The following is a 21183-nucleotide window of genomic DNA, read 5'->3' on the forward strand; positions in this document are numbered from 1 at the left end:
AATAAGGACTTTGTAAATATCTACTTTGCATAGTCCTATTTTTTTAAAGGAATTAAACATTCCAATAATTCCGCTTTTTTGTAGTATCTGCGGTTTCCAATTCCATAAGCAACAACTTTGCCTTTATTTGTCCAATGCCACAAAGTAGAGCTGTCTATTTGTAAATAATCGCACGTCTGTTCTCTGGTTAATAACTCATCAGGATTGTGAGTATTGAAACTGTTTTTAAAGTCCTCTAATTGACTTTTTACACCCGCTTTGATTAACTCTGTTAATGCTTCAGGACTTAAATTTTGAAGTAAGATTGAATTTTGCATTTTTACAATGTTTAAATTAATAACATTGCAAATATTTGACTGTGTTTGTACCCTTAAAGACTATGTTTTGTACCTTTTTGGGTACGGTTTGTACCCTTTATTTAATTAGATTGTATATGCTCATTCTGCTTTCGTTTGACTTGTTTTTAATATTTGTGTATTGTAATTTTTCTATTGAAAATTGATAAGTATCATTTATCCAATCTGTAATATTTTTGACGGTAACTGTTTTATGTATTTGTTCTTTATATTTCATAATTTCATACATAAATCTTAAATCTGTTCTTTTGGTTTCATTGATATTAAAGTTTTCGAAAAGACGTTCCCAAACAACAAAGGCATTATCTTTAAATATATGATTGTGTAATTCTTTTTTAGCCTCATTATTAAACAAAGGTTCAGTTTGTTGAGGTGGGGTTTGTTTGTTCTTTAATCTATCAATTTTAAGTTGTTCCTTAATAGATTTCCTTTTACTCTTTAAAAACATTTTTTGAGGCTCTATGTGATAAGGCTTGCCTTTATCAAACATTGTGATACTTAAATATTCACTATCTAAATCATCAATAGCTCTGTTAATAATTTCTAAGCTATGAATTTTATCGTTTTTTGCAAAAATATTACTCAATGTTAAAAAACCTTGTTCTAAACAATACATTGTCAACTTTTTTAAATCAAAAAATACTCGACCATCTTTAAATAAAAAACATTCATAAAGTTTAACTGATAACTTTTTTAATGCTTCTTTTTCAAACAGTAATTGCTTATTGTTTTCCACGATATTAACAAACCACCACACAGCAAAAAACTCATTCATTTGCCCTTCTACAAGGTAATTGTAGCACTTTTTATCTTCTTGTTTAATAGTCTTGTCATTTCCAGTGCAATACAAACAACTTTCTTTTACTGCCTTTGGCAAAGTTTTGTCGATAGATTTCTGAAATTCAGTAATTAGATGCTCTTTTAACTTTTTATCACTCAAATATGCATCAAAATAATCCCAAATAGACTTATCACTTTTATTGTTATTAAGTCCCAATGCCTTTTTCTGCTCCTCTGATAAGTCAAGTTTGTAAATTTTTTCATTATGAATGTCTTTAAAACCAATGTGAAGTTTTTCAATCATACCTAACGATTTTACTTTTTTTTCATTTTGTTTTGGTTGATATTGATTTTCAATTTCAATTTTTTTAATCTGTCTTTCGCAAAAACCGTCAAACCTAACTCCTAAAAGATTACCATTTTCTAAAAGTTCCGAATTAAGTGATAACGCAAGTAATTCAATTGATGTAAAATTTAATTTTTCGAGTTTGTAAGTCTTTATCAAGTCATTCCAATAATCAATTGTCGCATTTTCTTTGATGTAACTACTAAAGTTATCACTTTTATATTTTCCGATAAATTCGTTTATTGTCATTTTGCCTGTATTAATGTAAAAGATGTGATCTATAATAAATTTTATTTTTAAAAGTAATTTGTTATTTCCATTGCTAAATCCTTGTTGCTTTTTCCTAAGTAATTTAAAAACATCGCTTCGGTACTATGCCCAGTAACATTGATTAAATAAGTAGTGGGAATAGTTCCGTAAAAATTTGTTGCAAATGAACGTCTGCCAATATGCGAAGTTATCAATTCCCATTTTTTAAACATTCCAATTTCTTTGCGATACTGCTTAACCTCATCTTTATTTTTGGTTTTCTTTTCGGCTTTATCTTCTTGGTTCAAATCTGTTAATTTACTGCCTTTTATTTCATCAGTTAATCCAGCAATACGGCAAACTTGTTTTATAAATAAATTATACTTTGGGTCTGAAATAGGTTTAGGAAAATCATTATTTCTTTTTTCTAAAATTTCAATTACTTTAGGGTGTAATGCAACTGTCATAACTTTATTGGTTTTGACTTGTGTAAACTCAATAAATGGCTTCAAATCGCCTTGTTTGTTTTTTTCGTATCTAATTATTGATTTATCAAATCGCATAAAATCTGATATTCTTTGTCCTGTATAGCAACTAATAATTAACCAGTCTTTAGCATTGTCATAATTATCATTTAAACGTCTTTTGTCAATGTTTTCAATCTTTGTAAGTTCCTCAAAGGTTAAATAAATCTTTTCAGTCTTATGCTGAGGTGTTTTAATTTTATCTAATTGGTGGCTAGTAGTAATACCGTTATGCTTTGCGTGATTACAAACTGTTTTAATAGTTCTTAAATCCTTTGAAATAGTATTTAAAGCATAATTGTTTTTTAAACAATAATTTTCAAAATCCATTTTGAATTTATCGTTTATATCAGAAATTTTAATTTTGTGATTTAATGTTTTTTGATAACGCTCTAATAAGTGTTTTGAAACATTGTATTTTTTTTGAGTACCAATTGTTATTTCATTTTTTTTGACTTCCATAAAATAATCAAAGTACTTTAAAAGTTCCGTTGGTAGTTCTTCTGCTTCCTTTGGTGGATTGTAATAAAAATCAATTTGAGTTTGCAACCATTCTTTATTTACCTCATCACGATTAACAGAATTGAAAATTTTTAAAATGTAGTTTTCAATCTTGTTAAGTTCAGTATTTACTTCTAAACGTCTATTTAAAATGTCAGGGTCTTTTGAGCCTTTGATTTTGATTTCTTTAATACCCTTTTCTTTGTTCGCTTTAATTTCAGCATGATGTCCAAACCAATTGAAGTAACCAATTTCAAACTTTGTATTTGCTCCAATAACAAAATCAGTATCATTGAAACGATACAATAAACGTAAATGCAAATTTGCTTTGTCTTTAGTTGAGCGATACAAAAAGTTAACCGTAGCCATATTATAAAGTATTTGAATAATACAAATATAATTTATTTGTACGGTATTTGTACGGTAAAATGAAAATTACATCAAACTACTGCAAAGTAAATCAAAATAAACATTTCTGTAAAGTATTGATTTTATTGATATTTTACAGTACTTTTGTACAAAATGCTAGTATAATTGATTTTGTAATTTTGCAACTATTGTAGTTCAGTCGAGGTCACTACTAAAAAAACGTTAAAACTTAAGTTTTAACGTTTTTTTTTATGCTTTTTATGTAGTTTTTATATTCTTTATCCTACTTAAATGCACGGTTTAGACATCCTGTTGAGGTGATTACTCAGAATTTAAACCAAACTTAACATGCTGATTTACAGATATAAAAATTTTAATTTATCTTTACATTAAGAATAATTTAACACTAAAAAACTAAATTATGAATTATAGAGATGAGCAATACAAAGGAAAAATTTCTCCAAAAAAGGCACAAAAAATGCTTAAAAAGGAAGGAATGAATGTAACAGTTGAGCGCGCAGAAGAAATATTATATTTTCTTAGGAAGCTGGCTAATATGCATATGCAACATTATTTAGAGAAAAATACGAATAAGAAAAAGACAAATGATTAAAATTAAATCTCCACAAAACAATACCTGCTCATAATAAATTAAAAGAAAAAGCCACTGTTATAAAACAGCGACTTTTTAAATCATATCCAATTGACATCACTTTTCCGGACAAAAAAATGACTTTTACATCCAATTTTTCTCCAAATTGATGGATAAATATCAATTAAACCTTTTTTATCAATAATATAACTCCATTTAGGGCTTGCATCTGGCAACAAATTCAAAATTATTTTAGCTTTACATCCACAGGGACACTGAAAAGCTAAAGACTCAGGCAAATTACCATCTTGAACTATAAAAATAATACCTTCTACAATTTCATCTGGAGTATCATCAGCAAATTGGATTTTAAATTTTGCAGCATCTACAGAATTTGTAATATTGCATATATGCACCCAATAGGAACTAAATGTTGCAAAGATGCATCTCCAAAACCTTATGATTTTTTTCATCACAATCCGGTTAATCTTAAAAAAGGCTTGTAATCTCCTCTACCGACCCACTTTTGAGCAGCAACATCTTGTTCAAAATTACTTTCAGCTTCATTAATAATACAACCACCAGTATAATCCATCGTTATTTTAGCATAATTTTCCGGATCATCATCCTTAAATAAATGCAGGCGATTCAGTAATTCATTCACAGCCATGGCACTTATTTGCATGTTGATACTAATTACTGCAGGACGGTCAACATTTGCATTATGGACATAACCTTGCTTTAGTTGATCTTCAAAATCCGCCGGATTCTGGCGCTTTAAATTTTCGCTATACAGCCTCTCCTGTGTATACAATCTACGGCTAAATAATGTCGAACATCCAGGTTTAATATAATGAACACTTGCTGTTATTCCTTTTATACCTCCTTTTCCGTCAGCGTCAAGACGTACTCCCAGATCAAAGAAAGGTATCAAATAAAAATTGGTCAGCTGCGCTATTAAATGTCTGCCATCTACACTGTCTACACATCCATAAATAACATCACACGTAATGAGCTCTTCCATTGCTTCGCGGCTCTCATAGAGATTAACACTATAGGTAACAACTTTAGTACCCAAATCCATTCTGTGAATAGTCTCAGCTAGCACTTCTGTTTTAAACCTAGAAGCGTCTGCATCCTGCTTGGTGGTATTTAAAATCCTGTTAAGATTCTTCCTTTCAACTGTATCAGGATCAACAATAACAATAGTCCCCACTCCTAAGCGAACCAACTGTTCAATTGTAGGACTCCCAGTTCCAGAACATCCAACAATACCAACTTTCATTTTTTTCAGTTGATTGTAAGTAGCCTCACCAAATGCCTGTCTTGTGCGGATCGAAAAATCATCCTGTTCTACTGTACTATTGTCAAAAATGCGGATCGAATCTCCAGCAACGGAAATCTTATCAAATGCGAAAGTTGCCATCGCTGGAGTAAAAACCCTGCCAAAAACCTGACCATCAGGCACCATAACCGCTGATCCATGCACACCATCATGATCGCACCAGCCAAAAACGGATTGAAACAACTCACCATCGGACTGATCATCGGTATCAGAAAACTGCATATAACCGCCAGGATGGCTGTGAATCTTCAAAATAGCCAGATTCTCTTTTTCCGCACGTTCTAAAAAGGGAATAATCCTTTGGGTTTTCCAATGCACAAATTCAGGGTCACGTTCACATTCATCATAAGGTATGAGTTCTATCTGATGGGTGAGCAGAATGGATACACCATCTCTTTCATACCTTCCACATAAAGCTACCGCAACAGCCTCTTTCCCGTCTCCGGGAAAAAGATGTTGCTGTAGGCTTTTATAATGCTCACCAGCAATTCTAAGCTGATATAGCATGACCAGGTCTTTTTATGAATTCATTTTCCAGCCAAAAATCCGCCAGAGGCACATGGGTGCTCAAATTATCAACTTGCGGTCTCCATGGATTTGCAGGGGTACGATGTCTTGACCACTGCTGATAAGACTTTCCGTCCAATGCATGCGGTGTCAGCGCGCCAATTGGCTTGCCATCAACCCTGCTTAAAGCAGGAAAAAAATAAACCATATCAAGACCCGCCGTTGGATATCCGCTGACCATCCTGATTCCCATGGATACAGTTGCGACATTATAACCCTCCGGAATTGGATAATTGTGGATTAACACCCAGTTTTCCTGTCCTAATTTAGCCGTTTCAAAAGGTAATTTCAGTCCAGAAAGAAATGCCTGATCTTCGTCAAGCAGATCAAATTCAAAACGCAACTTTCTTGGCTCACCTTCGGTTTGATCCAGTGGAATAGTTTTAAACTTTTCAATTCCAGGATCTGTAAAACAAACCTTCTGGTCGTTTGCTATGGTCACAACACGCCCGTCTCTAAATTTCTGGCGCAGCTGAAATCTGTCAGGAGGAGTTTTATTGGTCAGTAGCAGTATCTCTCTACCAGTTAAACAAGCATCGTCAACCACATATGGCTCACGATCGATGCTTATTCTGTACTTGCAGTCTGGAGGAACAGGTTGCCCATTCTGGCAATGCTCGTGAACATCGATGATTTCAACTTCGTAAGATAAAAATCTTGCACCGTTTTTTATCGCTATCTTATGCTCACGATCATTTTTATACCCAATTTCAATTTCACCCTCACGCTGTACTAGATAAAAGTCTTTTACCACTTTTCCCGCAGCTGCAAGGATTTTGTTCGGTGTCATAAATGATTCTGAAACCTGCACTGCGGCATCATCAACATGGATGATCAGTTTGTCATAGGGTCTGGAGTAAAAGCCTTCCAAACCAGGCGCTCTTAAATCAATGATTTCTGAAAGCTGAATTGGTTCAAAACCATTTTCATTCACCTTTATTAGTAATTCATACTCTTCCACTGGAACCAATCCGGCTCTTTGAAGGATTTCCATTCCAGTGATTTTTGAATCTTGAGATTCAAACTTTTTATCGTTTAATCTATATTCTTGTGACATAGTGTTTACGTTTTAGTCTTTCGACATTAATAAAAAATACAAAAAATAATCTCCATAGATTCTGTAGTAAAGGAGTATGTTTTATTTTACTACAGTGCAAAATCTTCGGGATTACTTGTAGAGTTTAAATAAACGTTTAACTTTGTAACCACGAGATAAGAGGTTGACTTAGGTGATAAGCCTGTCAATGAGAAGTCCGTCAAAACTTTATTTCCTCGTAATGTAGCCCAGCGCCGGTGCAAACGGTTCTGGGTTTTTTCTTTTATCAGCTCTTTTTATTTTAATTGTTGTCATTATTTATTCGCATTTCTACTTCCTGTCTTATTTTCACATTACCATGCATAAAGCTAAAATTATTAAGTAATGATTTTAAAAGTTTACTCTGCAAATATATAAAAATCTAAATATATCAAGCAATTATTTTTTATAAATTTAGATTTAATTTAGAATCTTGCTTGATATATTAAGCAAATAATGTATATTTGCAGAAAAAACAATGATGAGTTCACTCGGAGCATCTTTAAAAGATGCAAGAAAAAATGTAGGGCTTACATTGAGACAAGTAGAAGAAATGACAGATATTTCTAATGCTTATCTTAGCCAGCTAGAAAATGATAAGATTAAAAACCCATCAGTTAATATCTTATCAAAACTATCATCTTTATATAAAGTGTCCCTAAAAACACTTCTTTCAAATGCAAAAATGATAGATAAAAAAGAAGCCCGCCAGGAAGAAATTAATTTAAGCTTTGCTCAAAAAATAGCTTTTCGAGCAGAAGACCTAACGGAAGAAGAAAGAAATGATGTTTTAAAATATTTAGAATTTATTAAATCACGTAAAAGTAATATATGATAGATGATTTTACTCGTAAAGAAATTGAAAAAATATCACATAATATTTTAAAAGAAAGCAAATCTTTCGATATTTTCCCTACACCAGTAGACAAAATTTTATCATATTCCGATTTTGCGCTTGATAACAAAATAGACTTACAGAATATTGACGATTCTTTTTTTGACTCATTCAAAGAAAAACTAGTTGATCCTTCCAAAAAAGCCCTAATGCATGCTCTTTCGAAAATAAAAGGTTTTTTCTATCGAGAAGAGAAAACTATATACATTGATGCAGAGCTTGATAAAAATCTTGGCAAAAAGAATTTTGTAAAATTACATGAAATTGGTCATGGTGTTTTGTCATGGCAAAATGAAGTCATCTTAGCTTTAGATAACGATGAAACTTTAAGTGAAGAGTATGATGAACAATTTGAAGCAGAAGCTAACTATTTCGCATCATTAACACTATTTCAACATGATCGATTTCTAGAAGAGTGTGAAAAGTTAAGTTTAGGACTGGGAGCGGTTATGGAAATAAGTAAAAAATTTGGCGCATCGGTACATTCCTCTTTTAGAAATTATGTCTTACAATCAAAAAACAAATGTGCTTTACTTGTTTTAAACCATCCAGTAAATAAAAATGGTTTTGTAAACACATTGACTACAAGAGACTTATTTTACTCAAAAAAATTCCTAGAGGAGTTTGGTGAACTACAACTTCCAGATGAATTTGGATTTAAATGGTCTTTTGTTCAAGACTTTAAGTTTAAAAAGAAATTTCATGAAAATGGCGTAATTTCTTTAAACACAAAAGAAGGAGAAGACCTAAAAGCAAGCTATCATTTCTTTAATAATACGTATAATAGTTTTGTGTTCTTTTTTCCAAAAGGTGAGAAAAATAGGGCCAAAACTAAAATAATTTTAAAATAGTTGCTTGCCTGTTCAATTACATATGTCATAATATATTAAAGTAAAAATATATTATTTCCATTTTGATGTTAACACGATAGTTTCGTTATGAGGTTTATACTGATCTAACAGTTTATCTATCTTCATTACAACAGGAAGATCAGCTGACAGTCCTGCAAGAATACATCCTCCTTGAGGTAATATTGATAGGCTGTCAAATGATATTTTATCTAAATAAGAAACTGTTCTGCCTATCGCTTCAATATCTTTATTATTGATCAATCTATGCAGAAAATAGTTATGTAGCTGGGATATTATTGTATCGGATATATCATAAGGCCTCTGGCTAGATATAGTTAAAAAGACTCCGAATTTTCTACCCTCTTTAATTATTTCTTCAAAAGTTTCTAATCGGTAATCTTTCCATGTTTCGCTTTCTCTAATTGAGTTACGCGACAAAATATTATGCGCCTCGTCCACAATAATATTTAAATATTTTTGTCTATCAAGATTGCTTGTTTTAAAGAACTCATAATAATATTTGCAGATAACTAATGGAATTATTTTTTTCATCTCAACATTTACATCATTCAGATTTATAACTACTAACGGTTTTTTATTTGTTATGATCTTGTCTTCATTTATAACAGCAAATACTTTTGTAATTTCAGAAAACTTACTTTCCAATCTATTATATAAAGGTCCAATATGCTCTTTTGAATAATACCCTTTAGTTATTACGTCGAAATAATTTATTATTATTTGAATTCTGATTTTAACAAAAGCATTATTTTTTGATAAGTCAATTGTAAGGGAGTAAATTATTTCATTCAATCTTTGCAAAAAAGCAAGTGAATTATCACTGCTTTTAATATTGTATAAAGTATATTGACCAAATTCAATACGAAGCCCACTTTTTAATTTGTTTTTAACCTCCTTTATATTTGGAAACATCCCCGTTATGTTATTTAGTCTCAGAATTTCGTCAAGAAAAAAGATATGAAAATCTTTGTCCAAATTTTTACCTCCTTGCGTCAAAATAGCAGCAACAGTATTATAAATAAGGCCTTTAATACCTGCTTCTGTTTTTGTATTATCTACTAAATATTTTTTAACCAGACAACTATTAAGAAAAGGTTTCTGGGTCTGATCTGTTGCTTTTAATAGTATTGACCAGAATGTTAAATCATTAATTACAGATTCCGGAATAGGAAATCTATCTTTATCAAACTTGGATGTGGAGAGGAAAAAACGGTTTTTAAATTCCTTATCAATAATTATATTATCATTTTCGTTCTCAATAGCATATTCACCGTTAAAATCTATAAGTATGAATTTTGCATTATTTCTAAATTCTTGATTATCCTTATATTTATTAAGAAGTTCATAATAAATTTTAGACAAAGTATATGACTTACCACTTCCTGTATTTCCAAAAATTCCTATATGGCTGGCAAAAAGTTTATCAACTCCAAGTTCAATTCTTGTGTTTGTTTCATTAAGTAAAGTTCCTATTTTGATTTTATCCTCATCAATTCTGGCAAAGCTATGAATGCAATTAAATTCTAAATCATTCAATAGAAAGCAGTCATTATCTATTAGCGGAAGTTCTTTCAGTCCTTGACGAAATATATTATTTTCAATATATCCTACAAGGGTAACATTTAGAAATCTTTTAATCTTATTTCTATGGGCACTATAATTATTAGCTTCGAGATTTATATCTTCAGATATAAACTCCCCTTCTATTTTTCCAATAACTTCGTTAAAGCCTTTTCCGATTTTGACGTACGAACCAACAGAAACATTTTTGATAATACGTCCATCATAAAGGAGATGTGGCGCATTTTTATTTTTATCAACTTTTACTAAGATATTCTTTCCTTTTACTTCGCTTACAGCTCCTATTTTTAGAACTGATTCTGCTACTAGATTGTTATTTGTTACTTCGTTTATCATTACCGCTACTTTTTATCCTTTCCCGTATCAATCTTGCTTTTATCTTCATCAGAATCTTCTGAATTAATTGATAAGTCAAATCGAGAAGCTAGTTTTAAGAAAACTGATGAAACTACTTTCTTAAAATCATATCCTATAAGATCTGTATATAAATTTTTATACTTCAGTTTAGGAAACAGCGTTTCTATATACGTTTTTCCTGAATCACTAAAATTAAAAACAATTATTAACAAGGTTGGATTAGAATTTAAGGCTCTTCTGGTTATTTCTTTTATATGTTCATCTGCAAAAGAAAACCCACTTACAAACATTACAGAATTTTCTCTCTCCAAAATATTTGAATACATCCTCATCTGTTCATAATATTCTAATCTTAGTGTGGTATTTTCAAACTTTTCTTTTGTCGGGTTTATCATAACCAACTTATCATACTCTTCAATAAACTTTTCATATGAGGCAATGTCGAGATCCGTGAAATCTCTTTTAATAAGTTCATTTTTTAACTCAAAATAATCTCTGGGAATAATTCCTCCACCATCATCCTTAACTAAGGTTATCAATTCATCGTCCGAAAATGTTATTTTATTTAAATTTATTAAAACTTCAGCATTCTCATTATAACGAATTACGTCCTCACTGCTTTTGTCCCAAGTTATAGACCCATGAAGCTTAAATAGATTAAAAAGAGGTAGTTCAGAACTAATACTATACTGAGAGCTATTTTTGAAAAAAGATTTCTGATAATTAGAAGTATCAAATGTCTGATTAAATTTACCACTGAATCCATCATTAAACTCCAGTCCCAATTTGTCTAGATTTACATCCAAAAATAAATCCATATTGGTAGTAAAAATATTTACTTCCTTCGGAAGAAGTTTATTTCGTCGTTTTAATACCAACACATTTAAAGCCTGCAAAAAATCAATATAGTTTTTGTTGGTATCATTAAATTCAATTTCTTTTTCAGGAGAAAGAGCAAAATCTTCTTGAATCAGTTTAATATTTCCTCTAATACATTTTTCGTAGTACCAATACTTAATGGACACATTTAACACTTTGTACCACTTCTCTAATTTATCTTCATGTGATTCCTTATCTAATTCTGTTAATAGAGTTTCTATATTTGAAAGTGTTTCTAAATAATTTCTTGAGGCACCCGAGCCAATTAAAAAATTGAAATGGCTGCTTTCAATTATCTTAAGAATATTTTCGTTGTCCATAATTAAATAACTTTTAGAGAAATTATCTACAAATAACTTTAAATTACTTTATCTAAATTTGCCTGTAATATATGATAAACAAATAAAACTTTAACAGGTATTTATACTGTTTTTAAGCTATGAAGCTTATACTCTCTTGCTACAAAAACATCAATTACTGACCTAAATTACAAGCCCGAACTCTTCCGCTATATCCTTTACCAGTTTGGTATGTATACGTCTGTGTGAATCTGCCGAGCTCAAGTAGTTACCGACTATAAGTTCCTTCACCTCGAGTTCAGAATTAAAAATTCTTTTTCCATTTATCTCAAATGTTTTGTATAAGTCTTCGACAGCCGTATTACTGTAGATATAAGAATTTTTAATAACACTTTCTGCTATATCTTTATGATATTTATAGCGGTCATCTAAAGCAAAGACCTCAATGTTTCCTTTAGCTTTAATAGATAACGGATCGCTTTTTTTCATTTTTGCACATAAGACCATTTTTAGCTCAAAGCTGTTTGAAGACACAAGAAAATCTACAGCATCGATTTTTGTCCTGAACTGGTATATATTTTCTATGGACTCTAAATATGGGTGAATGTTTTTTGCCAGCGAAAATACTTTCTGCCCTTTTAGGGCCCCTGAGTTGCAAAGGGCACAGCTTGGGATTAAATTATAAAAGGACAGCGATAGATAAGGATATCTCCCCTTATTATAAAAATGATCGAACTGTGGACGTGCCTTGAGTTTCTTTTTCCTTATCGTGAAAGTATAATTCGCATTGCAATACGGACAGGTGTTCATATTGAGCTTCCGGGCAAGTTTGTAAGCCAGTCTTCCTGAATCTTTTTTGGTAAAAGAATCTACCGTTAAGTCATAGTCGAAAACCTTAAATATTTCACCTTTAAACCATGCATTTAACTGTGCATCTGTAATAGGTCTGCCTTTTGAATTGAGCGGATTCTTAATTTTATAATTCTGTTTTGCGGTATAGGCAATACTTTGAATAAGCTGTATTTCCGCCTCTAACTGATCAGGCCTCCCGCATATTATTGTCCCAAGGCGCGACGCGAGATGATCCATCACAGGTTTCATCTCATCCTTCTTCCAGTTTGTAAGCTGTTTGAGAATGTCAAATTCCTTGACTATATCTTTATAAAAAGCAATTGCCATCTGATCTAATTCCGATAGACTATAGGGAACTTTTACCATTATTTTCTTTAATTATCTGTTCTACTTCTGCAACCTGCCTTTTTAATACTTCCAATTTTTCCTGGAGCCCAAATTTCTCAAACCACATATCCTGAAGTTTTTTGCGCAGAACAGGCTCTCCAATACTGTCGATTATTTTCTTATAATTATCATTGCTCTGCACAACTGTTTCATCATTAAGGTATTTTATGACTTCATTTATTTTATCTTTCGCATATTCTCCAATCAACATCCCGTCCATATAAAAAGAATCTGAAAAAAGTGTGTGAATATTGGCCGCGAAAGTGTTTGCGTTATGATTGTCTTTTTCAAGAAAAAACGGTTTTCCATCTGCTGACTTCTCTACAAAGAGAATATTTGACTTAGGAAGGTCCGAGGTTAAAAAAGGAGCATTAGATGTGAAAATAAGCTGGATTTTATGGCCGTGAAACAAAGAACTTAAAAACCTTATAGTATTTTTAAAAAACTTTCTCTGCCATTCAGGATGATAGCCTGTATCTCCTTCATCAATTAAAATAACAATACCATTTCTCATACGGTCTGTCTGCTCATGTACTAGTGAATAAAACCGGGACATTAAAGATAAATAGGACTGTTCTCCCGAGCTCAGCGAGTGCCATCTGAATTGTATAAATGAGGTAATACCTTTGATGGCAGTATATAAGTTCTGAAACTCTTTAAAGTCTGCATCAGCTCCTTTATTCAAGTTAAAATAGGCCTCTCTTTCATTTTTAACTGTTATAATGTTTCCTTCGATTAATTCAGTTATCAATGTGATGAACAAAGGTACATGTACGGAAAGATTATCTAACTTTTCTATACGTACATGATGTATCTTACCATCACTTTCATAGGGAAATGTTACTCCCAACATACTGCCGAAAAAACGTGTTATATAACTGTCACGACTGTCGCTTTTTTCAAAATCTATTCCGTGGAAATATGGATTGTTAGCTGTATATTTTCTTTCTGCTATCAGATAGTTAATAAATACCGAGTACCATAAGTTTCCTATAAAGGCTTCACTTGTACTTTTATATTTCGGAATTATACCATTAAGTTTTTTGAGCATACTTGGAACATTTTGATTTTTCCCTCCCTCTTCGAGAAAATAGTCCTGCTCACTAACATCAAGCATGATATGCAGAGACTTAGGTTTTTCGAATGGCAGTTCCTGTTCTGTTCTGGTAATAAAAACTACTGCCTGATAAACTTCAATCATATGTAATCGCTGTAGTTCACTTGTTTCAGCAAGCTGTTTTCTTGTGAATTCCAAAGGCTGATTGATTTCACCCAATATCCTTGTTCGCTCTTTGAGAAGCATTGCTGTTGTGGAAATATTTTTTAGTCCGTGCCAATTAGTAGAGTCTTCATTATAATCTAAAAGATAATTGTAATAAATATATTCGGCATTAACCAATCCATCTGAAGAGCGTACTTTTTTATATTTCTTCATTTTAAAATCACAGTCCGTACTATTTTTTAACTCTATTGTCATTGACTCGGGACAGGACACAAAATATTTTTCATCAGATGAATAGACAATTATATCATGCTGTATCCTACTGTTTAATCCATCAGGAAAATTATCCTTAATATATTTAAGCACACTGGATTTCCCTGTTCCGTTTTTTCCAATGATTGCACTTACATCAGTTACGTTTTTCTCCTTGAAAAAATGATCAATGTAATCGGGATTGTCCCTGATAATTAATGAAAAGCTCTCATCCATATGGATAAGGAATTTCGAAGATAAATTCACCCCTGCTTCTTTAATTGCATTGAATTCCTTTATCCAGATATAATGTATTTGCATTCTTTTAAAATTGTATTTGATTGATTTTTTTTTCGACCTTTTCTTACTTATTGCCACTACTATGCTAAGTAGAAAATACAAAGCAGTTTTTTTTAAGGTTACTAATATAAAACATTTCCTGTTAAGACAGAACAGCACTTTAATTTCCAAAAACACCTTTGCAAATAAGGCCCTCATTCAGTGTGAAATAAGCAACATTTTATGATGAATTATCATGAAAAACAAAAAAAGCCTGTAACAGCGTATTTTTAGAAGGTTTCAGCGCATTTGCACAGTGGATTGGATAACTATTTTACCAAAAAATCTTAAGACTATCTATTTAACTTTACACAAATTTTTCATTTTTTGATAATCATCAGCATCAATTTGCCTAGTTGCCAAAAGTTCTCTTGCTTTTGACAAGCTTTTTTCATAACTGGAAATCTGCCCTACAATTTGAGTTTTTTCTAATCCAGCTGCAGATTTATGCCCGTTATAAATTTCTAGTATCACTTTTGAATACAATTTAACTACAGGTTCTAGCAACATAAAATCTTTCAGGCTATATATAAAAATAGAATTTGCGGTTTCTGAGTTGGTTCTATGTTTACAGCTATTTTCACAGTGATAATAGTAATAGAGATTATTGCATTTCCCTCTGCCTCCCGCAATGTTAAAAAATGTACTGAAAAATTTCCTTTTACACGCCGTTTTAATATTCTTGCTTATAAAACCCAAAAAGGCGCTGGTTTTGTATTTTTTTTTAAAAGGATTATTCTTATATTTACCATCCAATTTTGAAATGACTTATAATAAAAAAACAGAATCTGATATGTCTGAAATTGATTTTTACATCGAGCCCTTAGAGTATAAAAAAATGCTGGTCGAAAGCAGGGCCAAAATTAGAGGTGAATTCCATCAATTGCTGGGCGGGATGTGCGGTGAAATTTATGTCTATGACCAAGGGGAAGAAACTTGGCCGCGATTCCAGTGTGTAAAGGTTCCCAAGCCACTAAACGATGATCCCGGCTACAAAAAGGCCATCATCCGTTTCATTCGTGAACTGGAGCTCCAGAACTCTTTTTACGGGAGTGTTTTTGTCTGCCGCGCTTTTGATTATAATGCCATTGAAAACACTCCCAGTGCTTCTTATCGCTACCATGACGGTGATCTAGCTTACTTTTTAAAAGAAAAACAGCCCAGCCGCATGAGCAGACTCTCACTACTTGCTTATGCCTGCGAAGGTCTGATGCACTGTTACAGCAAAGGCCTCATTGCTCACCAGGACTTAAAACCGGCTAATATTTTGGTAAAAGACTTAAACAGGCAGTATGCCGGACTGGGTGATTTTGACATCTACCAATTTGCCCTTATTGCTGATTTCGGGCTGGCCAATGCTTCAAAGGATTACGGTGTTTTTGATGGAACAAGGCCTTACATGGCACCCGAACAGTGGAAACGGGAAGTACTTTCAAGTGCAACGGACGTATTTGCCCTTGGGGTTATTTTTTATGAAATGATGACCGGCGGACTGCATCCAGTCGGGATAAAGCTGGACCAGTTCTGGCCAGAACCACAGAATGGAAACTCCAGAAAATGGACACGGTCTGATTCTTGGCAGAGATGGATAAGCGGCGGATGTGCAATAACGCCTGTCGACAACCCTATTGAACCCGAAATTCTAGCCTTCGTCAAACAGATGTTGTCTATTGATCCAGAGCAGAGGCCCAAAATTCAAGAGGTGCAGCAATTCCTGCTGGAATGCATCAAAACGGAGTGTCTGCAAAGCTCTGTAAGGACTGAAAACTATATAAATTATTACAGACGTCAGTTTTCAAACAATGGCAACCAACACCGTCCCGTATTTCTAAATTCCAAGTTCGAAACTTTACTTAGCCGATTCAAAAGCTAAGACAAGTAATAGCTGTCAAAAACTGGGAAATACCATTTTAAAAATAGAAAAGAAGAACTTTATAGTCTTCTTTTCTATTACAAGCAGATATCGATTAGTCCTAAGCCTTCAGGCGTCAAGTAATTTTAAGATTTTAATTTTCTTCATATTCTTTCAGTTTTTCCACCAATTCTGAATTCATTTCTTTAGTATTTTTATCCTCTGCTGCCTTAGAAATGGTTTGGATCAGCCCTGAAACAGGTTTTGAAATAATACTGTCCGTCGCATCCTTATCAATATGTTCCAATACTGTATAGGAATCAAGTAGGGACGTATCCCTGTTTTCTGCTACTAAGGAAGCAATCATAAATGAAAGGGATTACTTTTGTGCCACAAAACCTAAATCGCATAAAGTAATTCACAGAGCCATAGAAAGACAATATTCCCTTAACTTAAAACATTCTTCTAAAATCCTTCATAAAATTTGTAAATTTATATATTAGTTTAATGCCATGAATCAATTGAGTTTGCATAATTTTAGCATCAATCCCCAACAGGACATCTAAACCAAATTTACATAGCCAATGGAAGACAGACACTACATATAGAAAGCCAATTTCTTCAAATCATCTAAAAATGATGTTGTAATTTGTCCCGTCGAGGTCACAAAAGAATCCCATTTCTAACGAAATGGGATTTTTTTATGTCTTTTTAAATCTGCAAAAAAAAATAAACTATAAAGGATGGATCAACACGAAAACGGAGGATCAACACGAAAACGGATCAACACGAAAACCTGTGGAGCAGCAAAAATTAAGCATAAATATTATTTCTTAACCAATGAAACATCATCAATCTGACAGGAAACATTTGCGGTACCATCAGCAAGAAAACCAATCTCTACTTTCCCAGCCTTGACAGGTATGTTTTTTATAGTAATCGTTTTCCATGAGGTGTTTTCATCTTTTATATTGTAAGTTAGTCTTTTGCGATTACTTAAAGCATACATTTCTAAGTTTGTAAAACCTTTTGTATTCTTTATTTTGGCGGTAAGGATATACGATCCATCTTCTAGTTTAACATAAGGTGAAGAAGTAATAGTTTGAAACGTTTTTCTTTTAAAACTAACCTTATCACTAATATTTAAGCTTTTTTCGCCTACTACAATCTTTCTGTCATTTTCAGTATTAAAATAATTTATTACTGGAGAAGTTATGGTATCCAGGCTAATTTTGTTTCCTTCAATAACATCATTTGTCCATCCCGTTAATTCTATTTGTACAGGTTTTACAGGACTTGGAATATGCCTGCGATCGGCTTCGAAACTACCATTTTTAACATAATCATTGTCTTTAGCTACTTTCCATTCGCCTGTTTTGGCATTTATATCCCAGGAGTTAAGTGAATTGAAATAAGGCGTTTTTCCATCAAATGAAATCGGGCACCATTGGTTATATCCCAGGCCGTTGCCCGCAAAATCTGCCCATCGGTCTCCACAATATACAATTGTTTCCTGCTTGCTTCCTTTTACAGAAAAGAAAAAACCAGTCTGCGATACGTGTGCAAAATCCTCAGAAGCTCCGTTTATAACCAGCATTTCATTAGTAGGAAGATAAGGCCCTCTGATATCATCGGCAACTAAATAATAGGCAAACGACGCATCCCAGCCATATATATTTGATGCAAACATATAGTATTTGTTTTGGTACTTGAACATACAATTTCCTTCCCGGCTTTCTCCCTTAAAAATCTGCGTACAGTCCAGAAGATTTACTTTTCCATCTTTAATTCCAATTTCAGAAACATATATTTTATTTCTACCTTTTCCGTAAGAATAAACTAAATAGGATTTTCCGGTATCTTCATCGGTAAATACCGTTTGATCGCCAGTATTGCTGGTTCCGATCATTTTCTCCATATTTATTTTTTGATGCCATGTAAATTGTCCTGTTGGAGAATCAGAAAGCGTAATCAACACCTCACTTCCGTGCTGAACAAACATTGCGTATTTTTTCAGCTCTTTCATATAAGCAACCCCCAAACGGCCAACCCAGGTTTTACCTGATTTATTTACTTCCTCTTTGGTAACTACATCTCCTTCAAAAGTCCAATTTACTAAATCAACCGAACTATAACAGGTAACCGATTTAAAAGTAGCATTAGGTAAAGTAATATGTGGAGCATTTCGATACATATCAGCTTCTTCATACTGAACACCGTACCAATAATATTTTTGAACACCTGTCTTAGAATCTGCAAACTTAAAAATACCACCACCCTGACTGTTTAATGGCTGCCCGTCTTTTGTATTCCAGAAAATATCATTTTTGATATTACCACTCTGTGCATTCATTTTACTGATACTACTTGTGATAAAAATAAAAGCCAACATCAGAAAAGATGTTATAGCAGTATGTGATTTTTTAATTTCCATGTTCCTGTTTTTTAATGTATTAAATACAAAAAGTCAAATAAGTTTATCTAAAACGAGAGATTTTCATACTCTTTAAATACACTCATTTGACTTATGTTTTATACTTATGTTTTATTTGAAATTCATGTTATTGCAATCAATCTTTTCCGAACTAAACTGTTACCTTACATTTTAATATTCATAAATTCTATTAATTATACATTACTTTTCCTTAATGCAAAATCAGTTTCCAATTTTTTATATTTTATAATTAAATTATTCCAGTAAAAACACAATTAAACCTCTTGCTCCGTGTGCTCCCAACACTAAAGATTGCTCAATATCAGCGGTTTTTGAAGGGCCTGCAATAAAAGTTCCAAAACCGTATTCCTGATTCCCAATTCTTTTATAAGCCTGCTGCATTGTTGCCAGTATATCTTTTTTATTTACAAAAATAGCTAAATATTGTGCGATAAAAGGAGCAACACGCTGACCTAAAATAGCATCTGTAACCCAAAGTGCGCTATTTTCGGCAACACCAAAATGTGACCTTATAATAGCTAATTCAACATTTTGAAGCGTGTGTGGATCATCATTTTTCCAATCCAGGGATGCAACTTCAGAAAGTTCCGGAATAGTCGTAATAATTCTTCTGTCAAGCGCATAATTATTTCTGATAAAATCCAGAATTTCGTGAAAACCGGCAACTTCAACAGGTTCTCCTCCAATGTTTTTTAAAACGGTTTTATACGTTTCCAAAACATTAGGATTATCAGAGCTTAAAAGATCCAAATCAGGCAAATCGGCAGTGATTTCCGGCTGATTTTGTTTTATTTTTTGTAAAATTTCAGATTTACTACTCATTGTTCTTAGCTATAGATTCTCTTGAATTTTTCTTGTACCATTCTCTAAATGACTCTTCGGGAACTTCTGGCATTTCTCTTTGATCATACCATTTATTCATTTTGTTGTTCACCATAGCAGGAATGTTTTTCATTACAAACCTACCCGATTTACCTACAATATTAAAAATCGTAGGATTAGCCAAAATCTTTGACATCGTTGTCATGGCAATTGTTTTAGAAGTTGGCGTATGACCTTCTTTTACCAAAACCTGACGCCATTTGTATAATTGGTCGTGAATATCAATTTTTACAGGACAAACATTCGTGCAAGAGCCACAAAGGGTACTCGCAAAAGGTAAATCTGCATTTTTGCGCATATCCAGATTTGGGGCCAAAATAGACCCAATTGGTCCTGCAACAGCATTGTGATAACTATGTCCGCCACTTCTTCTGTAAACTGGACACGTATTCATACAAGCACCACAACGAATACATTTTAGAGAATTTCTAAAATCTTCGCGTCCCAATTGTGTACTTCTGCCATTATCCACAATTACGATGTGCATTTCTTGCCCTTCGCGAGGTTTTTTGAAATGACTTGAAAAAGTTGTAATCGGTTGTCCAGTAGCACTTCTTGCCAATAATCTAAGAAAAACACCCAAATGTTTGCGCTGCGGAATCAGTTTTTCGAATCCCATACATGCAATATGAACATCAGCTAAGTGCGCTCCCATATCAGCATTTCCTTCGTTGGTACAAACCACAAATTCGCCTGTTTCCGCTATAGCGAAATTGACTCCCGTTAAGGCAACTTTTCTAGTTAAAAAAGTATTTCTTAAACTCAAACGAGCCGATTCGGTTAGGTATTGAGGATCAATATTTCCTTTTTCAGTACCTAAATGTTCGTGAAAAGTTTCGCTGACATCTTCTTTTTTTAAGTGAATGGCAGGCAAAACGATGTGACTTGGCGGTTCTTTACGGAGCTGTACAATATATTCTCCCAAATCAGAATCGATAACTTCGATGCCTTTTTCGGCCAAATAATCATTCAAATGACATTCTTCGGTAAGCATTGATTTGGATTTCACCATTTGCTTAACTTCATGCTTTGCCATAATCGAATGCACGATTTCGTTATGTTCTTTGGCATCAGCAGCCCAATGTACAATGATTCCGTTTTTTTGTGCATTCTCCTCAAATTCAACTAAATAATCATGAATATTGGATAGTACATTATTTTTGATTTGAGAAGCCGTCTCTCGAAGTAATTCCCAATCTTTAATTTGATGTGCCGATTTATCTCTTTTCTCACGAACAAACCATAATGTTTCATCGTGCCAATTGACACGCTCTACATCTTTATTAAAATTGGTGGCAGCCTGGCTATGTTCTATTACTTTTTTTGATGACATCTTTGATAATTTAAAATAAAGC

General features: G+C 32.8%; 19 protein-coding genes. 4 read left to right on the plus strand and 15 right to left on the minus strand.

Annotated elements, in window-relative coordinates; genetic code table 11:
* Window positions 1-35: 35 nt before the first annotated feature.
* From GON26_RS06540 to GON26_RS06550, 3 genes are all read right to left on the minus strand, one after another.
* Complete coding sequence (locus GON26_RS06540) at window positions 36-317, minus strand: helix-turn-helix domain-containing protein (RefSeq protein ID WP_160373939.1); 282 nt, start codon at window positions 315-317, stop codon at window positions 36-38.
* Between the two features lie 97 nt (window positions 318-414).
* Entirely contained in the window at window positions 415-1731 is a 1317-nt protein-coding gene (locus GON26_RS06545) for a hypothetical protein (RefSeq protein ID WP_160373940.1), read from the minus strand.
* A 47-nt stretch (window positions 1732-1778) separates the two neighbouring features.
* Window positions 1779-3125: a tyrosine-type recombinase/integrase gene (locus GON26_RS06550; protein WP_160373941.1), complete on the minus strand. Its 1347-nt coding sequence runs from the start codon at window positions 3123-3125 to the stop codon at window positions 1779-1781.
* 421 nt (window positions 3126-3546) lie between these two features.
* Between GON26_RS06550 and GON26_RS06555 the strand changes: the two genes are divergently transcribed.
* Complete coding sequence (locus GON26_RS06555) at window positions 3547-3738, plus strand: hypothetical protein (RefSeq protein WP_160373942.1); 192 nt, start codon at window positions 3547-3549, stop codon at window positions 3736-3738.
* Between the two features lie 80 nt (window positions 3739-3818).
* Here the strand turns inward: GON26_RS06555 and GON26_RS06560 are convergent, their stop codons facing one another.
* Genes GON26_RS06560 through GON26_RS06570 form a run of 3 tightly spaced genes read right to left on the minus strand, consistent with a single transcriptional unit; the run spans window position 3819 to window position 6686 of the window.
* Entirely contained in the window at window positions 3819-4190 is a 372-nt protein-coding gene (locus tag GON26_RS06560) for a DUF6527 family protein (RefSeq protein WP_160373943.1), read from the minus strand.
* A complete protein-coding gene (locus GON26_RS06565) occupies window positions 4190-5569 on the minus strand; it encodes a ThiF family adenylyltransferase (protein ID WP_160373944.1) in 1380 nt (459 codons plus the stop codon). The genes GON26_RS06560 and GON26_RS06565 overlap by 1 nt, the downstream gene beginning before the upstream one ends.
* A complete protein-coding gene (locus GON26_RS06570; RefSeq protein WP_160373945.1) occupies window positions 5553-6686 on the minus strand; it encodes a multiubiquitin domain-containing protein in 1134 nt (377 codons plus the stop codon). Before GON26_RS06570 ends, GON26_RS06565 begins: the two co-directional genes overlap by 17 nt.
* 496 nt (window positions 6687-7182) lie before the next feature.
* Between GON26_RS06570 and GON26_RS06575 the strand changes: the two genes are divergently transcribed.
* Together GON26_RS06575 and GON26_RS06580 are read left to right on the plus strand one after the other, a co-directional pair.
* Window positions 7183-7539 carry a helix-turn-helix domain-containing protein gene (locus GON26_RS06575; protein ID WP_160373946.1) on the plus strand — a complete coding sequence of 119 codons (357 nt, stop codon included), beginning with the start codon at window positions 7183-7185 and terminating at the stop codon, window positions 7537-7539.
* Window positions 7536-8450: an ImmA/IrrE family metallo-endopeptidase gene (locus GON26_RS06580; RefSeq protein ID WP_160373947.1), complete on the plus strand. Its 915-nt coding sequence runs from the start codon at window positions 7536-7538 to the stop codon at window positions 8448-8450. The genes GON26_RS06575 and GON26_RS06580 overlap by 4 nt, the downstream gene beginning before the upstream one ends.
* Window positions 8451-8501: 51 nt before the next feature.
* Here the strand turns inward: GON26_RS06580 and GON26_RS06585 are convergent, their stop codons facing one another.
* The 5 genes from GON26_RS06585 to GON26_RS06605 form a co-directional block, all read right to left on the minus strand.
* Window positions 8502-10388 carry an ATP-binding protein gene (locus tag GON26_RS06585; RefSeq protein WP_160373948.1) on the minus strand — a complete coding sequence of 629 codons (1887 nt, stop codon included), beginning with the start codon at window positions 10386-10388 and terminating at the stop codon, window positions 8502-8504.
* Window positions 10389-10393: 5 nt separating this feature from the next.
* Complete coding sequence (locus GON26_RS06590) at window positions 10394-11608, minus strand: SIR2 family protein (RefSeq protein WP_160373949.1); 1215 nt, start codon at window positions 11606-11608, stop codon at window positions 10394-10396.
* A gap of 162 nt (window positions 11609-11770) precedes the next feature.
* Window positions 11771-12805 (minus strand): hypothetical protein, encoded by a 1035-nt coding sequence (locus tag GON26_RS06595; protein WP_160373950.1) that lies wholly within the window; start codon window positions 12803-12805, stop codon window positions 11771-11773.
* On the minus strand, window positions 12786-14621 hold the full coding sequence (locus tag GON26_RS06600; protein WP_160373951.1) for an AAA family ATPase: 1836 nt from the start codon (window positions 14619-14621) through the stop codon (window positions 12786-12788). The genes GON26_RS06595 and GON26_RS06600 overlap by 20 nt, the downstream gene beginning before the upstream one ends.
* 315 nt (window positions 14622-14936) lie before the next feature.
* Window positions 14937-15395, minus strand: coding sequence for a hypothetical protein (locus tag GON26_RS06605; RefSeq protein ID WP_160373952.1), 459 nt, complete (start codon window positions 15393-15395; stop codon window positions 14937-14939).
* Window positions 15396-15432: 37 nt separating this feature from the next.
* Between GON26_RS06605 and GON26_RS06610 the strand changes: the two genes are divergently transcribed.
* Complete coding sequence (locus tag GON26_RS06610) at window positions 15433-16512, plus strand: protein kinase domain-containing protein (RefSeq protein ID WP_160373953.1); 1080 nt, start codon at window positions 15433-15435, stop codon at window positions 16510-16512.
* Window positions 16513-16645: 133 nt separating this feature from the next.
* On the opposite strand, the gene GON26_RS06615 is transcribed toward GON26_RS06610, so the two are convergent.
* From GON26_RS06615 to GON26_RS06630, 4 genes are all read right to left on the minus strand, one after another.
* Complete coding sequence (locus tag GON26_RS06615) at window positions 16646-16858, minus strand: hypothetical protein (RefSeq protein WP_160373954.1); 213 nt, start codon at window positions 16856-16858, stop codon at window positions 16646-16648.
* 459 nt (window positions 16859-17317) lie between these two features.
* Window positions 17318-18925 (minus strand): family 43 glycosylhydrolase, encoded by a 1608-nt coding sequence (locus tag GON26_RS06620; protein WP_160373955.1) that lies wholly within the window; start codon window positions 18923-18925, stop codon window positions 17318-17320.
* A 255-nt stretch (window positions 18926-19180) separates the two neighbouring features.
* Window positions 19181-19768, minus strand: coding sequence for a LutC/YkgG family protein (locus tag GON26_RS06625; RefSeq protein WP_160373956.1), 588 nt, complete (start codon window positions 19766-19768; stop codon window positions 19181-19183).
* Complete coding sequence (locus GON26_RS06630; RefSeq protein ID WP_160373957.1) at window positions 19761-21161, minus strand: lactate utilization protein B; 1401 nt, start codon at window positions 21159-21161, stop codon at window positions 19761-19763. Before GON26_RS06630 ends, GON26_RS06625 begins: the two co-directional genes overlap by 8 nt.
* Window positions 21162-21183: the final 22 nt, after the last annotated feature.

Origin of the sequence: Flavobacterium hydrocarbonoxydans (assembly GCF_009789235.1) — a bacterium.
Lineage (GTDB): Bacteria > Bacteroidota > Bacteroidia > Flavobacteriales > Flavobacteriaceae > Flavobacterium > Flavobacterium hydrocarbonoxydans.